Here is a 22,750-nt window from a genome sequence, read left to right as displayed (position 1 = left end):
TCTATGGCCGATTTTGAAATTGGCGGCGGTAGTCGCTGGGTGTGCAGCCAAAATGTGCTTTAAAGGCGCGGTTGAAGGGGCCGATTGAGCCGTAGCCCAAATCCAGCGCGATTGTGGTTATGGGTGAACGGTGGCTGCTTAACTGTTCGGCGGCTGCAGGTAAGCGATGGCGATTGAGAAAGTCGGAAAAATTGCGGTAGCCGAGCTCGCGATTGATCAGTTGGCGCAGCTGATACTCCTGACAACCGAGCTGATGTGCCAGCGAGGCAATGGTGAGGTTGGTTTGGGTATAGCCGCGCTGCGCAAGAAACGCGTCCAGTTTAACCTGCAGCGGATTGGGTTGCCTGGCTGCTTCTCGGCCCGATGGATGAGCTGCGTTTGACAGCTCGTCAGCGTTTGATTGGGCCGGACGCAGGAGTAGAGCAACCGATAAAGTACTCACCCCGAATAGCACTAAGGCGGCATTTGAAAGGCTGAACAGCCAGTGATGGCGGATGAACTCCGGCCCCAGCTCTACACAGGCGAGGTATAGAAAAAAGACGCTGGCAATCAGCGTGGCCTGGACTCTCAGGCTGCGTCTGGCGTCGATCAGATCGTCATTCATGCCATTAAGCAGGTGGATAATAATGTGTGCAACCAGTGCGATAGACAGTAGGTGATTGGCATCGTGCAGCCAGCCTATGCCCTGTAAAACGCCAAAAAAGTAGATAAACCCGAGGCCGTAGAGCGCTAGCACGCCCTTTAATGCTAGCGGCCAACGCCGCGGGGAGAAGTCGTCGCGAAAGTGCAGCATGACGGCCAGCCAGAGGGCGTAGGCAATACTGTCGGTGAGAACTAATAACAGGCCCCGCAGAGGGCCATAATGGGCATCGGCAATAGGGGCTGTGAGCGACAGATAGCCGGCGGTGCACACGGCCAGCCAGCCAAGGGTCAGGTGGGCGAGTCGCCAGGGACGACGCAAAAAGAGCAGGCACAGCAGGGCGATTTGTCCCATGGCCGCTACGCGCAGGCAGATGTCCAGCAGCTCGACCGATGGGTTAAGCATCGGGCCGGCTCCATAAATAGGCCACTACGCACACAAAGATCATCGCGCACGCCGCCAGCGCATTTTAGTGGGCCACATGATAATTAAGATGTCCGGCCACTGATGCAGCCTGAGCAGGCGCAGCAACAGGGAAATTTGTGGTTGGTTCGGTGGGGCTTGGTTCATTGGCCGCGGTAGGCTTCGGCGCCTTTATTGATGCCTTCAAACGCCCGAATACGCAGCTCGACGCTGGGGTTGTCGGCGGCGGTCGTGGCGGCAATGTGTTCGGCTAAACACTCGACGGTGGTGTCGGTATCGATGATGTAGCAGCAGCGCTTAGGCAGCTGTAAGGTAAAGGCGCCTTGCTCGGAGGTGTAAGCAAAGTCGAAATAGTCAGTGTCGTTAATGGTCGGCTCGGCGCTGATGTCCTCGCGGCTGCCGATATAAATATCGCGCCAGCGCTCGGCCCACAGAGACTCCAAGCTCGTCGATTTAACCCCGTCGGCCCAGATATCAATACGCGAGCGGTGGCCGTGGGCGATGCGTTGGCAGTTGCCGCCGTGCTTTTTCAGCCCGTGGGAATAATGATAAAAAGCGCCCTCTATTTGCTCGGTGCTAAAGCTGAGTTCGAGTTTTTCGATTTCATCGCGGAACGCACTTTTTAGCTGTTGTTCGCACCAGCGGGCAATGGTTTCGGGGGTGAGGGTTGCGGCCTCGACTAACGCAATCGCCTGACGCGGGCTGGTAGTGTGGATATGCTCGCCGTTGTCGAGGGTCCAGCGGATGTCCAGTTGATCGCCGTTACTGGTGATCTCAATATTGGGCGCTTGGGTGGGGACGGCCAAGCGGTGGTCTAACTCGGTATCGAGCCAGTCGCGGACAATTTTTTTCACCACGCCAAAGTCGCACACCATGCTTTGATCGTCCAGGTCGCCGTGCAGGCGAATATTGGCCAGCCAAGTCTCTCCCAGTAGCCCACGAGAGGCGTCGAGGTAGCTAAAATCCACATTGGTGAGGTTGTCGACAAACAGCAGCATAAGAGATGGGTCCGAGGTCGTGAATGCCTCGCATAATAGCAGATCCCGGCAGCGATCGCCGGGATAGCTTACGTCGGTAATATGTGTCGCTTACAGAGCTTTTAACGCCGCGTCGTAATTTGGCTCGTCGGCCACTTCACTGACCAGCTCCGAATAGGCCACTTTGCCATCGGCATTAATGACCACAACCGCGCGGGCGGTTAGGCCAGTCAGCGGGCCGTCGACAAATTTTACACCGTAATCTTCGGCAAAGCTTGAACGGAAGGCCGAGCCGTTTTCCACGTCATCCAGACCTTCGGCGCCGCAAAAACGTGCCTGAGCGAAGGGCAGATCTTGTGATACACAGACAACCGTGGTGTTATCCAGTTTGCTGGCTTGCTCGTTAAACGTGCGTACGGATTGGGCGCAGGTTGGGGTGTCAACGCTTGGAAAGATGTTTAATACAACATTTTTGCCCTTTAAGTCTGCCAGGCTCAGCTCAGACAAGTCAGATTTAACCAATGTAAAATCCGGTGCTGCGCTGCCGTTGGCCGGCAGGGCGCCGTTGGTGTTAATGGAATTGCCTTTTAAAGTAACTGTAGCCATATAAAACTCCGTGCGGTAATCGCGTGTAGGTGAAAGGGGCGAGAGGCTCTGTGCATCGCTCCTGTTACTGTGGTGGCAAAGCTGTAAAATTCAATGGGCGAGCCTGCAATCGACGGTTGCGTATCGCCACTAACCCCGTAAAACTGACATCGATATGACACTAACTACTGAAACTTCGCGCGCGCACCGCTGGTTAACTAGGGTTGAGCGAATCGGCAATCGCCTGCCTAACCCGGCGCTGTTATTTGTCTGGCTGGCGGCGTTTATCGCCGCCACATCATGGTTGGCAAGCCTTTTAGGTTGGCAGGCAAATTTGCCCGGTGGTGGGCCGGTGGCAGCGCGCAACCTGTTAAGCGCCGAAGGCGTGCGTTGGTTGCTTGGCTCGATGGTAGACAACTTTGTTGGTTTTGCGCCCGTGGGCGCGGTGTTGGTCACTATGCTAGGGCTCGGTGTTGCCGAGCATTCAGGGCTGTTGCGCTGTGTGCTTTTGCGCTTGGTGCGCCACGCTCGCGGAGCGATGCTAAGTGTGATGGTGGTGCTGACCGGTATTTTGTCGAACCTAGCGTTTGATGTGGGGTATGTGTTGCTGATTCCGCTCGCCGGTGTCTTGTTTCAAATGGCCGGACGGCCCCCGTTGGCGGGTATCGCGGCGGCGTTTGCCGGCGTCTCGGCCGGCTACAGCGCCAATTTGTTGCTGGGGCCCGCCGATGTGATATTGGCCGGAATCACCCAAGAGGCCGTGGCAGGTGTGGCTCCCGATTACCGCGTAAGCGTGGCTTCCAACTATTACTTTACGGTGGCTTCGACCTTTGTCTTGGCATTGGTCGGCGCTTGGGTCACCGAGCGCTGGGTCGCGCCATTCTTGGCGGACTCCGATGAGCATGAGAATGCGGGGTTAGACCGCCCGCAACAATCGCCTAACGATGCCAAAGCTCTGTGGGGCGTGGGTGTATGGACGCTGTTTTTTGCGGCGCTGGTGTTGTGGGCAAGCGTGGCAAATGGCGCACCACTGCGAGATGACGCTGGGGAGATTGAGCTAACCATACTGGTGCCGCTGATCGCGATTTACGCCGCGATGGCTGGGTTGATTTTTGGCCGTTTGAGTGGCCGCTACCAAAAGACGGGCGATATGGTCGCGGGCATGGAAGAGGCCATGATGACGCTTGCCAGTTATTTGGTGATTATGTTTTTTGCCGCCCAGTGCGTGGCGTGGTTTAACTGGACGGGCTTGGGGGCGCTAATCGCCGCCACTGGCGCCAGTTGGCTAAGCGCGCTTGAAGGGCAGGCGGTGTTATTGCTGCTGGCGTTTATCCTTGTTAGCGCACTTATTAACTTGTTTGTCGGCAGCGCTTCGGCCAAGTGGGCGCTGCTCGCTCCGGTGTTTGTGCCCATGCTGTATTTGTTGGGGGTGACGCCCGAGCAAGCACAAATGGCCTACCGCATCGGCGATAGCAGCACCAATATTATTACCCCGCTGATGCCGTATTTTGCCGTGGTGGTAGCGTTTGCGGCGCGCTATCGTAAAGACTGCGGCATGGGCACCCTGGCGGCGATGATGCTGCCTTACTCTCTGAGTTTTTTACTGGTGTGGTCGCTTATGTTCGCGCTTTGGTTGCTGATTGGGCTGCCGCTTGGGCCTCAGGCATAAAGGTTTAATGAGCATTAAAAAGCGCCCTTGCATTCGGGGTTAAAACTCAGGATAATGCGCGGCCTCGACAGACTCGCTCTGTCGCTGCAATGGTGGCCCTGTCGGTCCCCTCGCAATGGTCAACCGTGAACTCCGCCAGGCCCGGAAGGGAGCAACGGTAGCGGTGATACCATGTGCCGGGGTGTGGCTGGCGGGGTCGCCTCCATCTTCTTGCTTGCCTCTTCCTCGTCGTGCTTTGCATTGCTCTAGCCCGTATTTATTTAATTCCGGGACAGCTATAATCCCGAAGATTACGACTAACGAACCGAGGAAGGCATGAGTTATCAGGTCCTGGCCCGAAAGTGGCGCCCCCGTACATTTCGCGATTTGGTGGGGCAAGAGCATGTGCTTAAAGCGCTGGTTAATGCGCTCGACCACGATCGGCTGCACCACGCCTATTTGTTTACCGGTACTCGCGGTGTGGGTAAAACCACCATTGCCCGGATCCTCGCCAAGTGCTTAAACTGCGAAACGGGCGTTAGCTCCGAGCCCTGTGGCCAGTGCGCTGCGTGCGTCGAGATTGCCGAGAACCGCTTTGTCGACTTGATTGAGGTGGATGCCGCCAGCCGTACCAAAGTCGAAGATACCCGCGAGCTTCTCGAGAACGTGCAATACGCGCCGACCCGTGGCCGCTACAAAGTGTACCTGATCGATGAGGTGCACATGCTCTCGACGCATTCGTTTAACGCGTTGCTAAAAACCTTGGAAGAGCCGCCACCGCACGTTAAGTTTTTGCTGGCGACCACCGATCCGCAGCGCTTGCCCGTGACGATTTTGTCGCGCTGTCTGCAGTTTAACCTCAAAAACATGACCCCCGAGCTGGTCACCGGTCACCTGCAGCACGTGCTCGAAACCGAGATGGTGCCCTTTGAAGAGAGCGCCCTGTGGCAGCTGGGCCGCGCCGCCGACGGCAGTATGCGCGATGCCTTGAGCTTGACTGATCAGGCTATTGCGTTTGGTTCGGGTAAAGTGGTCGAGGCCGATGTTCGCGCTATGCTCGGCACCATCGACCGCAGCGCCGTTTACGATATGGTGGTGGCACTCACCGCCGGCGACGGTAAGCAAGTGCTCGATGCCGTGGCGCAAATGGCCGAGCACGCGCCAGATTTTGCCAGCGCACTGGCCGATATTTTGTCTATTTTGCACCGGGTGGCTATTGCCCAGGCACTGCCTGAGGCGGTGGATAATAGCCACGGTGATCGCGAGCAAATCCTGCAGTTAGCGCAGCAGTTACCCGCCGAAGACGTACAGCTGTTTTATCAAACCGGCCTGATTGGGCGGCGCGACTTACCCTTGGCGCCGGACCCGCGCGCCGGGCTCGAGATGGTGCTGTTGCGCATGCTGGCGTTCCGCCCTCAGGGCGTGGCTGATGTGCCTACCCGGCCTCTGGCTGCCGGCTCGCCTAACGCAGCGCATGGCGCCGGTACCCAACAACCAGTTAGTACCGCAACACCCGAGCCTACTGCAACAAGCCAGGCGCAAGCGCCTGCCACCGAGCCACCACCGGCGGCCGAGAGCACGCCCGCCCCGGTGCCAGAGCCGCCCGCTGCAGAGCCTAATCCCGCACCGGTTGATGAGTCGGCGCCGGCCGCTCAAGACGCTTCGGCTCATGCGGGTAATTCTGCTAATGAGTACAGCCCCGATTATTCTTCTGACGATGAGGGCCCTCAAGCCGCTGCAGAGTACGAGCAGATGGCCGGTCAAGCGTCCACCTACGATCAGTCGCCACCAGAGCCCGCTGCTGAACCGGCGGCAGCATCGCCGGTTGAGGTTCCGTGGCAGACCGACGAGCCCGCGCCGTCACCGCAAAGCCCGCCGCCGCCCGAGCCCGCCCCGCCAGAGGCTGCCGCACCCGTTGCGCAAGAGCCCGCTGCGGCTTCGGCGCCCGAGCTTACCTCCGCTCCCGAGCCGATTGTTATGGTCAGCCTGAGTGATACCACGCCAATGCGTTGGCCTGAGATCTACCTGGGCCTTAATGTCGGGGGGGTTATGCGCAATACGGCAGGCAATTGCGAGTTGGTGGGGCGTCAAGAAAATCAGCTGCATTTTATTTTGGATGAACACAACAGCAGCCTTTACGATGAAAGCCATCAGCAGCGCTTGGCCGATATTCTTAATGAATACTACGGCGAGCCGGTTAGTGTGGTGATTCAGCCGGGACAAATACAAACCGAAACCCCGGCGCAAATTGCCGCGCGTAAGCTGAGCGAGCGCTATGAGCAGGCGGTTGAATCGGTTAAGTCAGACCCCATTGTGCAGCAGTTGGTGGAGCACTTTGCCGCAACCCTAGACGAGGGCACCGTTGAGCCCGTCGACCCGAATTAAGTAAAACCAAGAGGTAATACCATGAAAGGCATGGGAGACATGATGCAGCAAGCTCAGCAAATGCAAGAGCGCATGCAAAAAATGCAAGAAGAGTTGGCCAACTCTGAGGTGACTGGTCAATCTGGTGCCGGTCTGGTGTCGGTTACCATGACGGGACGCCACGATGTTAAAAACGTCAATGTTGACGCCAGTTTGTTGCAAGAAGACAAAGAGATGCTAGAAGACCTATTGGCCGCTGCCGTTAACGATGCCGTGCGTCGGGTCGAAGCAAACAGTCGCGATAAAATGTCAGAAATGACCGCCGGTATGGGCATGCCCCCCGGTTTTAAAATGCCGTTTTAGGTTGGGGTTCCCCTTGCATGTTTAGTCCGCTCATTGATGAATTAATGCACGCGTTAAAAGTGCTGCCCGGCGTTGGCCCCAAAAGCGCGCAGCGCATGGCGTTACAACTGTTAGAGCACAACCGTGAAGGCGCCTCGCGCTTAGCCGATAGCTTGCAGCGTGCGGTTGCGGGCGTCGCCCGCTGTGGCCGTTGCCGCACCTTGACGGAGCAACCTCTGTGCGGCGTGTGCGCCAGCGAGCGGCGGGATAACACCTTACTTTGCGTGGTCGAAACGCCCGCCGATGTGCTCGCCATTGAGCAGGCGGGCAGTTATCAAGGAAAATATTTTGTCCTGCTGGGGCACTTGTCGCCCATCGACGGCGTCGGCCCAGAAGACATCGGTATCGACCAGTTGTTAGCCTTGTTGCAGACAGAGCCTGTGAGCGAAATTATTTTGGCTACTAATCCCACTGTTGAGGGTGAGGCCACCGCTTTTTATATTAGCGAACGCGCAAAAAAAGCAGGTATCAATGTCACTCGCATCGCTCACGGCGTGCCGCTGGGAGGCGAGCTGGAATACATTGATGGCGGTACATTGGCGCATGCATTTAGCAGCCGTCGCTCACTTTAAATTTAGCGCGCTTGCGATAGCGGTGCGTACATTTTAGTTAGGTTGTTATGGCAATTCCTACAGACCCTATTTGGGTCGACACACTCGAGGCATTAACCGAGCTCTGCCAGCGCTGGCGCACTCAGGCGGCGATCGCGGTGGATACCGAGTTTATGCGCAGCGATACGTTTTACCCCATAGCGGGGCTTATTCAAATCGGCGATGGCCACGGTTGTTATCTGATCGACCCGTTAGCGTTTGATGAGTTAACGCCACTGACTGAGCTGATGCTGGACGAGCAGGTCACTAAAGTGTTGCACGCGTGCTCGGAGGATCTAGAGGTTTTTAATACCTTGCTGGGCGCGGTGCCCGGCCCCATTTTTGATACGCAAATTGGCGCCGCCTTTGCTGGCTGCGGATTCTCATTAGGTTACGCCGCACTCGCCCGCGATTTGCTGGGGGTGGATATCCCCAAAGGTGAGACGCGCTCGGATTGGTTACAGCGCCCTTTAAGTGTGGCGCAGTTAAAATACGCCGCACTGGATGTTGCGCACTTACTTATTGTGTACGGCAAGTTACTGCAGCGCTTAAAAACCGATGATCGTTTAGCGTGGGTTAAAGCCGATTGCGCCGATCTGGTGGAGGCCGCGCGGCAGCCGGTCGATTTAGACGGGTATTACACCCGTGTGGGCTTGGGCTGGAAGTTACAGCCCAGAGGCTTGGCGGTGTTGCGGGCGTTAAGTTATTGGCGCGAAACAGAGGCCCGAGCACGCAATATTCCCCGCAATCGTTTAATGAAAGAGCCGCAGCTGTATGAGCTGGCGCGGCAAATGCCCGATAACATTAACCAGATTAAACGCATTGAGGGTATGCCCCGGCGCACGATTGCTGAGGACGGTGAGACGCTACTGGATATTATTGCCAAGGCTTTAACGCAAACGCCCGATCAGTGGCCGGAAAAATTCGATCCGCCGCTCGGCCGTGAATACGGCTCGTGGATGAAAGCGCTAAAGGCTTATGTGGCGAGCCAGGCCGAGGTGCACGAGTTGCCGCCCGAGGTGTTAATCCGTAAAAAAGAATACGAAGCCATTGTGCGCAGCGCCATTGAGGGCGAGCCACAATTGTCGGGGCGTTTAAACGGTTGGCGCTTTGATGTAATTGGCGCCGGTTTACTGCAAACCGTACAACAAGTGCGCGCCGGAGAAAATGCATGAAGATTATCTGTCAGGTGTATCGCAGTAAGCGCGAAGAGGGTATGTATTTATACTGCCGCAAAGACGAAGGTTTAGACAAAGTCCCCGAGCCTTTGCGCAAGCGGTTTGGCATTGCTGAACCCGCCATGGTGTTGGTGCTTGACGGCACTCGCAAGCTTGCCCGTGTCGATGTGAATAAAGTGATGGCCAGTTTGGATGACCCGGGGTATTACCTACAGTTGCCGCCGCGCCCCGACTTGGATGCTCAGGTAAGCACTATTCAGCAGCACAATAGCAAGTTGTCCTAATGGCGGCGCGAGTTTTCTGGCAAGAAAAAACCTTAGCCGAGATGACGCCATCCGAGTGGGAATCGATCTGCGACGGTTGCGGTAAATGTTGTCTGCATAAGCTTGAGGATGAAGACGACGGCGAAGTGTATTACACGGCGGTGGCGTGTCAGCTGCTGGATACCGATAGCTGTCGCTGCCGTGATTATCCCAATCGTAAGGCGCGGGTGCCCGATTGCTTAACTCTGACGCTGGCCGATTTGGACGAGTACGAGTGGTTGCCCAGTAGCTGTGCTTATCGGCTGCTGGCCGAGGGCGAATCGCTCCCGCCTTGGCACCCTTTGGTTAGCGGTGACCCGGATGCAATACATCGTGCCGGTATGTCGGTGTCGGGCAAAGTGGTGCCAGAGCAGCAAGTAGCACCAGACGATTTGGAAGAGTATATAATTCATTGGGTTGGATGATTTAGCCTAACCTAATCTGTCATAACGAGGAGTCGCGTTTGAGTGAGTCGATGATCGCTTGGAGTATTTACTTAGTGGGAGCGTTGTTGCTCGTGCTGTTTGGTTGGCGTATTGCCAAACCGTTAAGTCGCTACGCTCAATGGTTATTTACGGTGTCCATCGCTGTCTTGTTGTTTACCCCTTTTAGCTTAAACCTAGAAAATCATCCGGCGGCCTACGCCCCGGCATTGTTTGTGGCGGTGTTAAACAGTGTGTTTTTAGGCATAGAGGCCGGCTTAGATGCGGCCGTTACCCTCGCATTGATCTGGCTGGTAGCATTGGTGCTAACCTTAGTGTTATTGCTGCTCACCCGTAAACGTCAGCGCGGTACGCCCGCCCAGGCGGCGCGCGAACCTAGCGTGTAAAAATAAAAACATTCATCCGGCGGCTGCGCCGCCAGCGAGTGCCGTATTATGGCAAAAGCTCACTCTACAGCTCGGTTTCAGACCACTTTATGCGCGGCGCTCGTCTGTGCATGGTGGGTGCTATTAACGCTATCAGCCTCAGCGCGCGCGCAAGACCAAAGTGGAGGAGCGTCTTCGGCCGATATTCGGTTGCTGGTGGATGTCTCGGGCAGCATGAATCAATCCGATCCGCAGAATTTGCGCGCCGAGGGATTGGCGCTTTTGAGCAAAATGCTGCCCGCCGATACCCACGCCGGTTTATGGCGTTTTGCCGGTCAAGTCAGCGAGGTGGTCCCCGCCGCTGCGGTAACCAAAAGTTGGCGCCAACGCACTGCCGACTCGCTACAAACGCTGCGCTCTGATGGCCAGCTAACCGACATCGGTGCCGCTTTGGCTCGCGCGGCGCGTGCCCCAGTGCAAGCCGAGCGCGCTCATTTGTTATTACTCACCGACGGCAAAGTCGATATTGGCGACGACCCAGAACGCAACCGGCGCGAGCGCGCCAGTATTCTTACCGAGTTACTTCCCCGCTTAATTGCCCGTGGTTTTGTGATTCATACCATCGCTTTATCAAACGACGCCGATGCAGAGCTGTTGCAGTCGCTCGCGAGCGAAAGCGCCGGCGAACACCGGGTCGTCACTAACCGCGATGAGTTGGTATCGATATTTGTCGATATTCTCGATCAGGCGGTACCACCGCAGCGCTTACCGGTGAGTGGGGATGGCTTTGTGGTCGACAGCACCGTCGATGAGTTAACGGTGCTCATTTATCACCTCGATACCCAGGCGCAACGGCCGCATCTACTGGACCCGGACTTACTTCCCGTAAGCGAGGCGCGCCATGACGATGCGGTGCGTTGGCTGTCTCGCCCGCGCTACGATCTGGTGACTATCCCCAGCCCCAAAAATGGTCGCTGGCAATTGGTGGGCGGCGGCCGCGATGCACGGGTCACGGTGCTAACGGACTTGACGCTGCATGTACAACCCTTGGCGCAAACGGTATTGCCGGGCGAGCCGATGAACATTCGCTTTGTTTTGCGTGAGCGCGAGCAAGTACTGACTGACCATGAGCTGCTGGAGCATGTGAGTGCTCATGTAAGCGTCGGCGCTTTTAATGCTGACGGCGTGCTCGGTGAGCCGACCGATCAAGACATAACCTTGCGCTCGGCCGATACTGACGGGTACTTTTTACTGCGTACCAGCGCGCCGGAAACCCCCGGAGATTATCAGTTAAACCTCCGCATTGATGGCGCTACTTTTGCTCGCGAATATCAGCGCCGGTTTGAGGTTGATTCGACCTTTGCTGTGCTGCTGCAAAAACAGCCCCCCGAGCCTGCGCAGGGCCAGGCAGTTGCCTACCGGGTTGCGGTTACTGCGGCTTCGGTAATGGACGTCGAGCACACAGAGATAGTGGCCCATATAAAAAACTCTGCGGGCACTAACTCGCTGCAGGCGCTCAAGCTTATGCCCGATGGCGTATGGGAGCTAACGGTAACGCCAACGCAGCGAGCCCGTTATGTGATTGAGCTACAGGCAAAAGGCGTCGATCAATCCGGACGGCGTTTTTCACAAACGCTCGAGCCGCAGTATTTTACGTACCCGGCCGAAGGCGATCCTCAGCCGCCGCCCGCTGATGAAACGCTGAGCGCGCTTGAGCAAGCACTGGCCGACGAGCGCGCGGCACTAGCCCGCGAGTTAAACACCGCTGCCCCCGGACCACCTGCCGTTGAGCCCGAGCCAGCGGCCAGCAGTTCGTCTTCATCTGTTGCCGATGTGCCCCCCAGTACGCCCAAAAATGAAGGCACGCGCTGGTGGTTGGTGGCGCTAGTGCTGTTGTTTAACGTCGCTTTATTAGCGCTCATTTACTGGTTGTATCGTCGCTTTAGCGGCAAGTCGATGGAGTCTGAGTTAGATGAGCTGGAGCAGCAGCTAACTGATAACGACGAGGCGGATACCGGCGAGCAAGAGCCACCGGAAGGCGCTTTTGATGACGTGTTTGCGGATATGGGCGAACTGACGTCGGCCTCGGCTAGCGCGGATGTGTCCAGTTCCGCCGAGCCAGATGTAGAGGCCGATGCGATTCAGCTAGATGACGACGACCCGATGGCGGCGCTGGATGAGTTGACCGATGTGGTACCCGAGCCCCCTGATATTGAGAGCGATGAAGATCCGCCTGCCAGTGCAGAAAGCGACTCTGACAACCAAGATAAAGACCGCCCGTGATGGACTTAGCATTAACATCTGAACGAACACTGTGGATTCCGTCGGTGGCCGATTACCCGGATGTTAGCCGGCAGTTTCGGCAATGGGGGCAAAAAGTTAAATGCGGCAAAAAAGATCGGGTTTACTTGTTGCGCGATACCCAGCAACTGCTCGCGGCAGCGCGGGTACTAGAGCCGGCCGAGGGGCAGTTTTTATTGCGTAGCTTAACGGTGGCGCCAGAGTTGCGCCGCCAAGGGTTAGCGCGGGAGTTAATGCAGCATATTTTGCATGAGCCGCGGCAGTGGCGTGAGCCGGCGCTTTATTGTTATGCGCTGGGGTATTTGCGCGAGTTTTATCTCGGCCTCAATTTTTGCGAGTATCGTACCGAGCAAGTGCCAATGGCCATTGCCGAGCCTTACCGGCGCTACCGCGAGCGCGGTAAAACCTTTGTGTTGATGGGGTATGTGCAAAACGATCTAAGGTGAGGAGCTTTTAAGGTGTGTGAACTACTGGGCATGTCGGCCAACGTGCCGACAGATTTATGCTTTAGCTTTACCGGCTTGTTGCAGCGCGGCGGTGGTACCGGGCCCCATCGCGATGGCTGGGGCGTGGTGCTGTACGAGGGGCAGGGCATTCGCGCGTTTCGCGACTGGGCGCCCAGTGTTAGCTCCGAGATCGCCCAGCTGGTAAGCCGCTTACCCATGAAAAGCTGTATCGCCATTAGCCATATTCGCGAGGCCAACGTGGGGGCGGTGAACTTAGAGAATACCCACCCGTTTGTGCGTGAACTGTTTGGCCGCAACTGGACGTTTGCCCACAACGGTCAGTTGGCCGATACCCACGAGCTCGCGCTGGGCGATTTTACCCCGGTGGGCAGCACCGATAGTGAGTGGGCCTTTTGCTGGCTGCTGGCGCGGATTCGCGAGCGTTTTGCTTGCGGGGATTCACTCAATTGCGATGAGCCCGCTTATTGGCAGCAGTTGCATCAATGGTGTAATGCGCTAAGCCCGCGAGGCGTGGCCAACTTTTTGTTTAGCGATGGCCGGTACCTATTTGCTTACTGCGCCACTAAGCTCAGCTGGATTACGCGGCGTGCGCCCTTTGGTGAGGCGCGCTTGTCAGACTCTGATTTGGCAGTGGATTTTGGCGAACACACCACCGCTAACGATATCGTCACTGTGATTGCCACCAACCCGCTGACCACCAACGAGACGTGGCACGCGATGAGCGCGGGCGAGTTTATAGTGTTTGATCGGGGCGAGATAGCCTACCGCGCAGGCGATACTCAGCGCAATAATAGCCAGACGCAATAGTGGCTATTGTGCAACTTGATTATCCGCGAGCTTGAATTAGCCCCATAATGAACCCATGTTATTAGTAGCATAACGCAATTTAGCTTACCGCCCGTGCAAGCGTGTACGGGCTTTAGCAATCACTAAGGAGCACAGCATGGATATCGATATTGGTATTGATCAGGACGACCGTCGTCAACTGGCCGAAGGTTTGTCACGGGTATTGGCCGACACTTACACCCTGTACCTTAAGACCCATAATTTTCACTGGAATGTGAAAGGCCCAATGTTTCAAACGCTACACTTAATGTTTGAAACCCAGTACACCGAGCTGGCGGTGGCGGTAGACGATATTGCCGAGCGTATTCGCTCGCTGGGTTATCCGGCGCCGGGTACTTACAAACAGTACGCTGAGTTGTCGTCCATTAAAGAGCAAGAGGGCATCCCCACCGCTAAGGAGATGATCGCGCTGTTGGTAGAGGGGCAGGAGGCTGTGGTTAAAACCGCCCGCTCGCTGTACCCGTTGGTTGATAAAGCCAATGATGAAGCTACCGGCGATTTGCTCACCCAGCGTATTCAGTTGCATGAAAAAACTGCCTGGATGCTGCGCTCGCTACTCGAAGAGTAGCGCCCCCTGTGACCGGCGCCTTAGCCTTCTGGTGCTAAGGCGCTACCTCTGCCTGATACCCCCGTTCAGAAACTGGTAGAATGCGCTCCATTAAATTTTCGTTGGAGCCCTTATGACCGGTTTGCCCGCCGATATCGAAAGCGCCCTTGAGGGTGCCCTGGTAAAAGACGCCAATCGTTTGCGCCGCAAGGCGGCGGACATCGCCGCGCGTTTGGCTCAGGGTAAACCATCCGATCAAGCGCTAAGCAAATGGCATGCGGAGCTTGAGCGTTCAAGCGTGCAGTGCCAGACGCGCCGCGAGCAGGTGCCGGACAACATTGAGTTTCCCGAGCAACTCCCCGTCAGTGGCAAGCGCGATGAAATTGCCGCGCTGATTCGCGACAATCAGGTGGTGGTGCTCGCCGGTGAGACGGGCTCGGGTAAAACCACTCAGCTACCCAAAATTTGCCTAGAGTTAGGTCGCGGTGTGCGCGGCTTAATTGGCCATACACAGCCGCGGCGTATTGCCGCCAATACTGTTGCTACTCGGGTCGCCGAGGAGTTGGGCTCACCTCTGGGCGAGACGGTGGGTTATCAGGTGCGCTTTACCGAGCAAGCCTCTGACAACACCCTGATTAAAGTCATGACCGACGGTATTTTGTTGGCCGAAATCCAACAAGATCCCACCCTTGGGCGCTACGACACGCTTATTATCGATGAGGCCCACGAGCGCAGCTTAAACATCGATTTTTTGTTGGGTTACCTTAAACAGCTGCTGAAAAAACGCCCCGACCTTAAACTGATTATCACCTCGGCCACCATCGATGTAGAGCGTTTTTCCCGTCACTTTGACAATGCCCCGGTGATCGAGGTGTCGGGCCGCACCTATCCGGTGGATGTTTGGTATCGGCCACCGTTTGAGACGGCCGATAGCGACGATGGCGATCACTACCAGCCAATTTTAGACGCGGTTGATGAAATTGATCGTCACGAGCGGGCAGCGGGCAAATGCGGTGGTGATATTCTTATCTTTTTAAGTGGCGAGCGAGAAATCCGCGAGACGGCCAAGCGTTTGCGTCAGGCGGATTTACGTCACTTTGAGGTGCTCCCTTTTTACGCGCGGTTAAGTCTGGCCGAGCAAAACTTAGTCTTTTCTAACCATCGTGGTCGCCGCATTGTGCTGGCCACCAATGTTGCCGAGACCTCCATTACCGTGCCCGGTATCCGTTATGTGATTGATACGGGTGTGGCCCGCATTAGCCGTTACAGCGTGCGCACCAAAGTGCAACGTTTACCGATTGAGGCGATATCGCAAGCCAGCGCGAACCAGCGTAAAGGTCGCTGCGGTCGGGTGAGCAATGGTATCTGTATTCGTCTGTACAGCGAAGATGACTTTTTAAGCCGTCCCGAGTTTACCGACCCCGAGATTTTGCGTACCAACCTCGCGGCGGTTATTTTGCAAATGCTGCAGCTACGCATCGGCGATATTCATAAATTCCCTTTTGTAGACCCACCCGACTCGCGCCAGATTAACGACGGCTTTAAAATGCTGGAGGAGCTGCACGCGGTGGATGGCCGCAAGCGCTTGACGCAAGACGGTCGGCGCTTGGCGCAGCTGTCGGTCGATCCGCAGTTAGCCCGCATGTTGCTTGCCGCCGATAAACTCGGCTCGGTAGAAGAGGTCATGATCATCGTCAGTGCGCTATCGGTGCAAGATCCGCGCGAGCGCCCCGCCGAGAAAAAACAAGCGGCCGATCAGCAACACAAACGTTTTGCCGACGATCACTCAGACTTTGTCGCCTACGTTAATTTATGGCACTACTTTGAACAGCAGCGCCAAGCGCTTAGCCAAAACCAGTTGCGCAAGCTTTGTAAAAAAGAGTTTTTGGCGTTTATGCGGATGCGTGAATGGCGGGACATCCATCGTCAATTAAAGTTGGCTGCGAAAAAGCTAGGACTGACGTTTAATCGCGAGCCGGCCAATTACGAGGCGGTGCATCGCGCCTTGATCACCGGGCTGTTGGGCAACATTGGTTGTCACGACGAGGGGCGCGAATACCTGGGCGCGCGCAACCGTAAGTTTGCTATTTTTCCCGGCTCGTCACAGCAGAAAAAACGCCCTAAGTGGCTGGTAGCGGCGCAGTTGCTTGAGACCTCGCAGCTGTTTGCACACGATGTCGCCAAAGTGGAGCCCGAGTGGCTGCTTCAGGCGGCCGAGCATCTGGTAAAACGCAACTATTTTGAGCCCTACTACGACCCTAAAGCGGGGCAAGTAAAAGCCTACGAACGCGTGACTTTGTATGGCTTGGCGCTGGTCGAAAAAGGCCGTATTAACTACAGCAAAATTGACCCGGAGACCTGCCGCAACGTCTTTATTCGCGCCGCGTTGGTTGAGGGCCGCTATGCAAAACGCGGCCAAAAACCCGCCCCATTTTTTGCCCACAATAAGGCGCTGGTGGATGAGATTGAAGCGCTGGAGGCGAAATCCCGGCGGCGGGATATTTTGGTGGATGATGAGGCCATTTTTGCTTTTTACGACGAGCGTGTGCCCGCCGATGTGGTGAATCGCGCCGGCTTTGATGCTTGGCGCAAAAAGGCCGAGCAGGCGCAGCCCGATATTTTAAAAATCCCCCGCGAGCGTTTAGTGCTGCAGGGTGCCGGCAGTGTAAGCGAGGTGCAGTTTCCCGATACCCTTGAGTATAAAGGGGTGACCTATCCGCTCAGTTATCATTTTGCGCCTGGGCAAAAAGACGATGGTGTGAGCGTCCATGTGCCAGTGAGCTTGCTGCACGAGTTGCCCGAGTATCGGTTGCAGTGGCTGGTGCCGGGCCTGCTGCGCGATAAGTGTATTGAGTTGGTAAAAAGCCTGCCTAAAGCGCTGCGCAAACACTTTGTGCCGGTGCCCGATGTGGTGGACAAAGCGCTGGCGAGTATGGCGCCTGACAATCAGCCGTTAACCGAGGCACTCAGCTTGCAGCTAAAGCGGCAGACACTGATTGAGGTAAAGCCCGATGATTGGCAGAGCGAACGGCTCGAGGACTTTTATCGCTTTAACATTAAAGTGGTGGACGATCGTGGTAAAACCATAGCGGCCAGTCGCAATTTAACCGAATTAAAAGCCAACTACCGCGAGCGGGTGCAGGACAATATCCGCGATGCCTCCGACGACATGACCCGCGAGCACATTACCACGTGGGATTTAGAGTTACCTAAGCAAGTGGAGCTAAAGCGCCGCGGCCTGTCGATTCGGGCGTACCCGGCGCTGCTGGACAAACGCGACTCGGCCGCCATGCAGGTACTCGACAATCCGCAAGAGGCGCATCACGCATCGCTGGCCGGGGTGGCACGTTTGCTATTGCTGCAAAGCAAAGAGACCGTTAAATACTTACAAAAGCAGCTATTAAAAGGCAAAGAGTTGGGCCTAACAGTGGTGCAGATTGGCAATCGCGACCGGGTGGTTGACGATTTAATCATGGCGGCGGCGCGACATTTAGCGATGCCCGATGGTCAGTTGCCGCGCACAGAGTCAGAGTTTGCCGCGTGCCTTGCCAAGGTTAAGCCCGACTTAGTCACGCAGGCGCAAAGCTTAGAGAAAACGCTAGTCCGTTCGTTGAGCTTAGTAGTGGGCATTAAAAAACAGCTAAAACACTCTAAAAATGCGCTGGCGGTGGCCCTGGCGGCGGGGGATATTGCCCAGCAGTTGGATCGATTGTTTCAGCCTTCGCTGGTGTTTGAGACGCCGCCAGAGTGGTTTGCTGAGTATCCCCGTTACTTACAGGCAATCGAATTGCGCTTAGAGAAAGTGGTGCTAAACGCCCAGAAAGATCGTGTGCAAATGGCCGAGATAGAGCCTCACGAGGGCCGTTTGACGGATTATTTGGCCAAACATGGCGATTATCAACTGGCCGAAAACCCTGATTTGATGCGCTACCGTTGGGCTCTAGAGGAGTTTAGGGTGTCGCTGTTTGCCCAGACCCTAAAAACTAAGTTTCCGGTATCGGGTAAACGGCTCAATAAACTGTGGCAAGAGGCGACCGAGTCGTAAACGAGACTCGGAACAGGTTTTACGCGGTTTGATACAGTATGATGGTACTGAGCTTAAAAGACAGGCTCGGCAAATGGATCTGTAACAAATGCGGTGCTTGTGCATCCATAGATAACAGTTGATCTCATAGGAGTTTAGCTGCGTAACTGTTCAGGAGGCTGGGCGATGGGCGTAGCCACTGTTTTTACTAGCGAGTAATGGAGTTTACTATGAATAAGAAATTAGCATCCCCTCTGGCCGCCGCTGTAGGCGCCGCATTTATGGCTTCTGCTGTGGTAGCGCCGGTTGCCTCAGCCGCTGAAAATCCCTTTGCCGCCGAATCTTTGTCGTCGGGTTATAAACTTGCTAGCAAAGGCGCCGAAGGTAAATGCGGCGAGGGCAAGTGCGGTGAGAAGAAAGCCGAACGTGAAGGCACCTGTGGCGAGAAAAAAGCTGAGGGTGAAGGTAAATGCGGCGAAGGTAAGTGCGGTGAAGATAAAGCCCGCACAAAAGCCGAAGGTGAAGGCAAGTGCGGCGAAGGTAAGTGTGGCGAGAAAAAAGCCGAGCACGAGGGCTCTTGTGGCGCTGAGAAAAAGTCAGACGCTGAAGGCTCTTGCGGTCACTAATGACAGATCACCGTTTGAATATCGCCGGTGCGGGCCTCGGCCTGCGCCGTGCGTTGCTTAAACCCCTTGAGGGAGTGGCAACCACCGACATAAATTTTATGGAGGTGGCGCCCGAAAACTGGATAAACGTGGGCGGTAGGTTGGGGCGGCAGTTTCGAGCCTATACCGAGCGCTTTGCGTTTGTCTGTCATGGCCTGTCTTTGTCTATAGGTTCGCAAGCACCGCTCAATGTCGAGTTGCTTAAATCGGTTAGGACCTTTATGCGCGAGCACAATATTCGCGGCTACAGTGAGCACTTAAGCTACTGCAGTGACGACGGCCAATTGTACGATTTGCTGCCTATTCCGTTTACCGAGGCCGCGGTAACACACGTGGCTGAGCGAGTGCGCCAAGCGCAGGATATTTTGGGCGAGCGCATTGCGATCGAAAACGCCTCGTATTATTGCGCGCCAGGGCAAGAGATGACGGAACTCGATTTTATTAATGCCGTGGTTGAACAAGCCGATTGTAGCTTGCTATTAGATGTGAACAATCTGTACGTTAATAGCATTAATCACGGCTATGACCCGGACGCTTTCTTGGCAGGCTTGCCCTTAGAGCGAGTGGCTTACGCCCATGTGGCGGGGCACTATCACGAGGCGGAAGATTTACGCGTTGATACCCACGGCGCACCGGTAGAAGACCCGGTGTGGGCTTTGCTGGGTGAGTTCTACCAGCGGGCGGGGTCCGTGGCGACTTTGCTGGAGCGCGATTTTAATATCCCCCCGGTGCCCGAGCTGTTAACGGAGGTTGATAAAATTCGGCAACTACAAGCTGAGGCGTCGGCACCTAAACGCCGGGCGAGCCAAGCGGAGGCATCCGGGTGAGTGATACGCCGCTGGCGCAGCTGCAGCAGACGCTGACTCATCATTTGCGCAACCCCGATAAATACCCAGGCCCCGCCGGAATCGAAGATCGGCGCTTAGGGATCTATCGCAGCTTGATTTACAACAATATTGAAGGATTTATTGCCGGCGGGTTTCCGGTGTTGCGAGAAATTTTAAGTGACGCTCACTGGCACGCTTTAGTGCGGGATTTTGTCGAGCGCCACCAAAGCCAAAGCCCGTATTTTTTAGACATTAGCCAAGAGTTTTTACTTTACCTGCAAAACGAGCGGGCCACCGACACAGCTGATCCGCCGTTTATGCTTGAATTGGCGCACTACGAGTGGGTCGAGTTGGCGCTGGATGTTGCCGACGGTGAGCTGCCCCCTATGCCCACGGCGGAAAATGGCTTGCTCGATAGCTCTATCGAGGTGTCCGAGCTACTGTGGTGCCTTAATTACCAATACCCGGTGCACAGGTTGGGGCCGGATTACCAGCTCAGCGAGCCACCCTCCGAACCTACTTTTTTGTTGGTCTATCGCAACCGCGCCGACTCGGTAGAGTTTATCCATTCCAATGCCGTTACTGTGCGTTTACTGCAAAAACTGCAGGCGGCACCGACTAGCGGGCGGGCCGCTCTTACCCAGTTGGCCGAGGAGATCGCCTTTGCGGATCTGGATCGTTTTATCGCGCTGGGAGAGTCTATACTCCTAGAGTTATACGACAAGGATGTGCTCTGGCCTATCTTGCCCGCCGATACGAAAAGCGTATAAAGCTTACGGTGGGGGCCGCAGAACACTAAAAAAATTGCCCGCATGTAATATTACTGCAACAATTGCCCCGCATGATACGCGCGCTTGTCATATAACTGTCACTTAATGTTCATCCAGTGGACATCTAATTGTCATACTTAGGGATTGGGGAAATACCATGCGAATTCAATTATGGTTGGCCGCTGCTGCCGTTTTAGTGTCTGCTCAGGTGGCCGCTGACGTCACGGTTTACGGCAAGGCTAATGTGTCCTTGCAGCACGCGGATGAGGCGGGCAACCGCGAAATCGAGTTGCAGAGCAATTCGTCGCGAATTGGCCTTATGGGGCAGGAGTCTTTATCCGACAGTGTGTCGCTTTTGTATCGATTTGAATACGAAACCAGCGTGGATGACGGCGATAAAGACGGCCAGACGTTAACGCAGCGCAATATCTACCTTGGTGTGCAAACGCTCGCGGGTACTTTAATGGGCGGGGTGTTTGACACTCCCTTAAAAACCGCCGCGTCAGGCGTGGATTTGTTTAATGATCTAGAGGGTGACATTCGCAATATTTTTGCCGGTGAAAACCGCTCGAAAAACATCGTTCAGTATGTCACGCCCAAGTCTTTAGGGCCGGTAACGGCGAAGGTGGCTTACATCACCAAAGAGACTGATGGTATAGACGGCGTTTCGGCATCGGCCGCGTATCAACTGGATGCGCTGTATCTGGCCGTGGCGATGGACCAGGATGTGGAAGAAAATGTCGATAATACCGATACCTACCGGTTAGTGGCGGCGTATACCCTAGGGGCCGTACAGTTGGGCGGCGCCTATGAAAATTACCAACGCGATCTTGGGGATGGCAACGGTTACTTTGCCTCGGTTAAGTGGAAGGTGACGGATCAATGGGTGTTTAAAACCCAGTATGGTGAGTCGGATATTAAAATCGACGGGCGGCAAAGCTTTAGTATTGGTGGCGATTATATCTTCTCGAAAACCGCGAAAGCGTTTACTTACTATACACGCAACCAAGACGACGCTGGCCGCGATGATGATTATTTAGGTGTCGGTTTGGAAATGAAGTTTTAACGAACTATCTATGAGGTTAGCCGTGCCAAAGTTGTCCAGGATTATTGCTCTGTTGCTCGCTTCAACTTTGTGGAGTTCGGCCGTGCTCGCAGAGGACTGTGAACCCGCCGTCGATATGATGGAAAGCAATGATGCGGTCAACCGGATGGGGGATTGTGATTATAGTGATGAAGGGCTCAATGGTTGGTTAAGCGGACGCGCTGCAAATGAGAACCCGCCGGAGTCGGGCGCTGACGGCCCGGCGGACGCAAGCGCTTTAGCACCAGCTGGCGCCTTTACGCTTACTCAGGCGGGTATCAAAACGGCACTGGATTTACTGCAGGCGCGTTTCGACTTAGTGGCGCAAGCCGCTGAGCGCTGCGCAGAAGAGGCGGTGCTGAGTGAAGAGTCCTATATACTCGATAGCCCAGGTAGCAAAGGGCTTAATATGAAATTTTATTGTCGATAATCGCGAGTTCTATGGACTCGCGCATTGTTTCGCGTGTTGTAATTCGGTAAAATGTGAACGATCGTTCATTGGCAGGGTAGGCCAATTTTTAAGTCAGACGGAACTGGGGCATAGCCCTAACAGGAAATTACCGTGAATTCACTCGTACGCCTTTGTTTGGCCTTGATGTTATCAGGGCTCACCCCTTTGGTTAGCGCCGCCTCCGATGAGCAAGATCCGTGGGAGGAGTACAACCGAGCCATTTTTGCATTCAACGATGCGGCGGACACCTATGTTTTGCGCCCCGCTGCGCGTGGCTATCAAGCCATCACCCCGGGCCCGTTTCGCCAAGGGGTAAACAATGTTTTTGCCAATGTTCTAGAGGTTCCCAAGGTATTTAATGACCTGTTACAAGGTAAGTTTTCTCAGGCGGGAAAAGACAGCGGCCGCTTTTTGATTAACTCAACACTGGGAGTGGCGGGGGTATTTGATGTGGCGCGCCATATGGGAATGCCGCGCACCGATAGCGAAGATTTTGGGCAAACGCTGGGACGCTGGGGAGTGCCGGACGGCCCTTATTTGGTATTGCCTATTTTTGGGCCGCGTACTTTACGCGATGCCGCGGCAACCCCCGTAGACTGGGTGACAGACCCGAAAACCTATATTGGCCATGCCCGCACCAGTTACGAGGTCAAGGTACTGGAGCTGGTCGATACTCGCGCCCGGCTGCTCTCTTTGGAGCAGGATATTGGCTCCGACAAGTACACGCTGTTTCGCGACATCTACTTGCAGCGACGCGATTACCTTGTCAAAGACGGTGAGGTAGAAGACTCTTTTGGTAGTGATGTCGACGACCTAGATAGCTTTGACGACTTTTAGTGACCTCGGCTGAG

At 55.4% G+C, this 22,750-nt stretch carries 22 protein-coding genes and 1 other RNA gene; 20 read left to right on the top strand and 3 right to left on the bottom strand.

Annotation, left to right across the window (positions count from 1 at the left end):
• Window position 1: 1 nt before the first annotated feature.
• The 3 genes from AACY82_RS13100 to tpx all read right to left on the bottom strand — a co-directional run bounded on the left by AACY82_RS13100 (window position 2) and on the right by tpx (window position 2,646).
• Complete coding sequence (locus AACY82_RS13100) at window positions 2–1,045, bottom strand: helix-turn-helix transcriptional regulator (RefSeq protein ID WP_339617274.1); 1,044 nt, start codon at window positions 1,043–1,045, stop codon at window positions 2–4.
• 161 nt (window positions 1,046–1,206) lie between these two features.
• Window positions 1,207–2,061 (bottom strand): 6-carboxytetrahydropterin synthase, encoded by an 855-nt coding sequence (locus AACY82_RS13095; RefSeq protein ID WP_339617273.1) that lies wholly within the window; start codon window positions 2,059–2,061, stop codon window positions 1,207–1,209.
• A gap of 90 nt (window positions 2,062–2,151) precedes the next feature.
• Window positions 2,152–2,646, bottom strand: a complete 495-nt coding sequence (gene tpx / locus AACY82_RS13090; protein ID WP_339617272.1) for a thiol peroxidase — start codon at window positions 2,644–2,646, stop codon at window positions 2,152–2,154.
• A 154-nt stretch (window positions 2,647–2,800) separates the two neighbouring features.
• Between tpx and AACY82_RS13085 the strand changes: the two genes are divergently transcribed.
• From AACY82_RS13085 to AACY82_RS12990, 20 genes are all read left to right on the top strand, one after another.
• Entirely contained in the window at window positions 2,801–4,294 is a 1,494-nt protein-coding gene (locus tag AACY82_RS13085) for an AbgT family transporter (protein WP_339617271.1), read from the top strand.
• A gap of 99 nt (window positions 4,295–4,393) precedes the next feature.
• Window positions 4,394–4,490: signal recognition particle sRNA small type (gene ffs / locus AACY82_RS13080), an RNA gene on the top strand.
• Window positions 4,491–4,609: 119 nt separating this feature from the next.
• Entirely contained in the window at window positions 4,610–6,658 is a 2,049-nt protein-coding gene (gene dnaX, locus AACY82_RS13075) for a DNA polymerase III subunit gamma/tau (RefSeq protein WP_339617270.1), read from the top strand.
• A 21-nt stretch (window positions 6,659–6,679) separates the two neighbouring features.
• On the top strand, window positions 6,680–7,000 hold the full coding sequence (locus AACY82_RS13070) for a YbaB/EbfC family nucleoid-associated protein (protein WP_339617269.1): 321 nt from the start codon (window positions 6,680–6,682) through the stop codon (window positions 6,998–7,000).
• Window positions 7,001–7,017: 17 nt separating this feature from the next.
• A complete protein-coding gene (recR, locus tag AACY82_RS13065; protein ID WP_339617268.1) occupies window positions 7,018–7,611 on the top strand; it encodes a recombination mediator RecR in 594 nt (197 codons plus the stop codon).
• A 47-nt stretch (window positions 7,612–7,658) separates the two neighbouring features.
• Complete coding sequence (gene rnd, locus AACY82_RS13060; protein WP_339617267.1) at window positions 7,659–8,804, top strand: ribonuclease D; 1,146 nt, start codon at window positions 7,659–7,661, stop codon at window positions 8,802–8,804.
• Window positions 8,801–9,091, top strand: a complete 291-nt coding sequence (locus AACY82_RS13055) for a YcgL domain-containing protein (RefSeq protein WP_339617266.1) — start codon at window positions 8,801–8,803, stop codon at window positions 9,089–9,091. Before rnd ends, AACY82_RS13055 begins: the two co-directional genes overlap by 4 nt.
• A complete protein-coding gene (locus tag AACY82_RS13050) occupies window positions 9,091–9,534 on the top strand; it encodes a YcgN family cysteine cluster protein (RefSeq protein ID WP_339617265.1) in 444 nt (147 codons plus the stop codon). The genes AACY82_RS13055 and AACY82_RS13050 overlap by 1 nt, the downstream gene beginning before the upstream one ends.
• Before the next feature lie 38 nt (window positions 9,535–9,572).
• Window positions 9,573–9,938, top strand: a complete 366-nt coding sequence (locus AACY82_RS13045; RefSeq protein WP_339617264.1) for a hypothetical protein — start codon at window positions 9,573–9,575, stop codon at window positions 9,936–9,938.
• Between the two features lie 48 nt (window positions 9,939–9,986).
• Entirely contained in the window at window positions 9,987–12,200 is a 2,214-nt protein-coding gene (locus AACY82_RS13040; RefSeq protein WP_339617263.1) for a vWA domain-containing protein, read from the top strand.
• Window positions 12,200–12,664 (top strand): GNAT family N-acetyltransferase, encoded by a 465-nt coding sequence (locus AACY82_RS13035; RefSeq protein WP_339617262.1) that lies wholly within the window; start codon window positions 12,200–12,202, stop codon window positions 12,662–12,664. The genes AACY82_RS13040 and AACY82_RS13035 overlap by 1 nt, the downstream gene beginning before the upstream one ends.
• Window positions 12,665–12,676: 12 nt before the next feature.
• Window positions 12,677–13,492 carry a class II glutamine amidotransferase gene (locus AACY82_RS13030; protein WP_339617261.1) on the top strand — a complete coding sequence of 272 codons (816 nt, stop codon included), beginning with the start codon at window positions 12,677–12,679 and terminating at the stop codon, window positions 13,490–13,492.
• Window positions 13,493–13,628: 136 nt separating this feature from the next.
• A complete protein-coding gene (locus AACY82_RS13025) occupies window positions 13,629–14,099 on the top strand; it encodes a Dps family protein (protein ID WP_339617260.1) in 471 nt (156 codons plus the stop codon).
• 112 nt (window positions 14,100–14,211) lie between these two features.
• Window positions 14,212–18,123, top strand: coding sequence for an ATP-dependent RNA helicase HrpA (gene hrpA, locus AACY82_RS13020; protein WP_339617259.1), 3,912 nt, complete (start codon window positions 14,212–14,214; stop codon window positions 18,121–18,123).
• A gap of 209 nt (window positions 18,124–18,332) precedes the next feature.
• Window positions 18,333–18,728 carry a hypothetical protein gene (locus AACY82_RS13015; protein ID WP_339617258.1) on the top strand — a complete coding sequence of 132 codons (396 nt, stop codon included), beginning with the start codon at window positions 18,333–18,335 and terminating at the stop codon, window positions 18,726–18,728.
• Window positions 18,728–19,594 (top strand): DUF692 domain-containing protein, encoded by an 867-nt coding sequence (locus tag AACY82_RS13010; RefSeq protein ID WP_339617257.1) that lies wholly within the window; start codon window positions 18,728–18,730, stop codon window positions 19,592–19,594. Before AACY82_RS13015 ends, AACY82_RS13010 begins: the two co-directional genes overlap by 1 nt.
• Window positions 19,591–20,364: a putative DNA-binding domain-containing protein gene (locus tag AACY82_RS13005; RefSeq protein ID WP_339617256.1), complete on the top strand. Its 774-nt coding sequence runs from the start codon at window positions 19,591–19,593 to the stop codon at window positions 20,362–20,364. The genes AACY82_RS13010 and AACY82_RS13005 overlap by 4 nt, the downstream gene beginning before the upstream one ends.
• A 157-nt stretch (window positions 20,365–20,521) precedes the next feature.
• Complete coding sequence (locus AACY82_RS13000; protein WP_339617255.1) at window positions 20,522–21,430, top strand: porin; 909 nt, start codon at window positions 20,522–20,524, stop codon at window positions 21,428–21,430.
• 82 nt (window positions 21,431–21,512) lie between these two features.
• Window positions 21,513–21,878 (top strand): hypothetical protein, encoded by a 366-nt coding sequence (locus tag AACY82_RS12995; protein ID WP_339617254.1) that lies wholly within the window; start codon window positions 21,513–21,515, stop codon window positions 21,876–21,878.
• A 132-nt stretch (window positions 21,879–22,010) separates the two neighbouring features.
• Window positions 22,011–22,736 (top strand): VacJ family lipoprotein, encoded by a 726-nt coding sequence (locus AACY82_RS12990; protein WP_339617253.1) that lies wholly within the window; start codon window positions 22,011–22,013, stop codon window positions 22,734–22,736.
• Window positions 22,737–22,750: the final 14 nt, after the last annotated feature.

Origin of the sequence: uncultured Gilvimarinus sp., assembly GCF_963972205.1 — a bacterium.
GTDB lineage: Bacteria > Pseudomonadota > Gammaproteobacteria > Pseudomonadales > Cellvibrionaceae > Gilvimarinus > Gilvimarinus japonicus.
Note: the sequence above shows the minus strand (reverse complement) of the source record. Positions and strands in the feature narration are given on the sequence as shown.

Coding starts and splice junctions, on each gene's coding strand:
- AACY82_RS13015 (WP_339617258.1), top strand. CDS start 18,333: ATGAATAAGAAATTAGCATCCCCTCTGGCCGCCGCTGTAGGCGCCGCA.
- AACY82_RS13100 (WP_339617274.1), bottom strand. CDS start 1,045: ATGCTTAACCCATCGGTCGAGCTGCTGGACATCTGCCTGCGCGTAGCG.
- hrpA (WP_339617259.1), top strand. CDS start 14,212: ATGACCGGTTTGCCCGCCGATATCGAAAGCGCCCTTGAGGGTGCCCTG.
- AACY82_RS13095 (WP_339617273.1), bottom strand. CDS start 2,061: ATGCTGCTGTTTGTCGACAACCTCACCAATGTGGATTTTAGCTACCTC.
- AACY82_RS13035 (WP_339617262.1), top strand. CDS start 12,200: ATGGACTTAGCATTAACATCTGAACGAACACTGTGGATTCCGTCGGTG.
- AACY82_RS13000 (WP_339617255.1), top strand. CDS start 20,522: ATGCGAATTCAATTATGGTTGGCCGCTGCTGCCGTTTTAGTGTCTGCT.
- rnd (WP_339617267.1), top strand. CDS start 7,659: ATGGCAATTCCTACAGACCCTATTTGGGTCGACACACTCGAGGCATTA.
- dnaX (WP_339617270.1), top strand. CDS start 4,610: ATGAGTTATCAGGTCCTGGCCCGAAAGTGGCGCCCCCGTACATTTCGC.
- tpx (WP_339617272.1), bottom strand. CDS start 2,646: ATGGCTACAGTTACTTTAAAAGGCAATTCCATTAACACCAACGGCGCC.
- AACY82_RS13040 (WP_339617263.1), top strand. CDS start 9,987: ATGGCAAAAGCTCACTCTACAGCTCGGTTTCAGACCACTTTATGCGCG.
- AACY82_RS13010 (WP_339617257.1), top strand. CDS start 18,728: ATGACAGATCACCGTTTGAATATCGCCGGTGCGGGCCTCGGCCTGCGC.
- AACY82_RS13085 (WP_339617271.1), top strand. CDS start 2,801: ATGACACTAACTACTGAAACTTCGCGCGCGCACCGCTGGTTAACTAGG.
- AACY82_RS13025 (WP_339617260.1), top strand. CDS start 13,629: ATGGATATCGATATTGGTATTGATCAGGACGACCGTCGTCAACTGGCC.
- AACY82_RS13050 (WP_339617265.1), top strand. CDS start 9,091: ATGGCGGCGCGAGTTTTCTGGCAAGAAAAAACCTTAGCCGAGATGACG.
- AACY82_RS13055 (WP_339617266.1), top strand. CDS start 8,801: ATGAAGATTATCTGTCAGGTGTATCGCAGTAAGCGCGAAGAGGGTATG.
- recR (WP_339617268.1), top strand. CDS start 7,018: ATGTTTAGTCCGCTCATTGATGAATTAATGCACGCGTTAAAAGTGCTG.
- AACY82_RS13070 (WP_339617269.1), top strand. CDS start 6,680: ATGAAAGGCATGGGAGACATGATGCAGCAAGCTCAGCAAATGCAAGAG.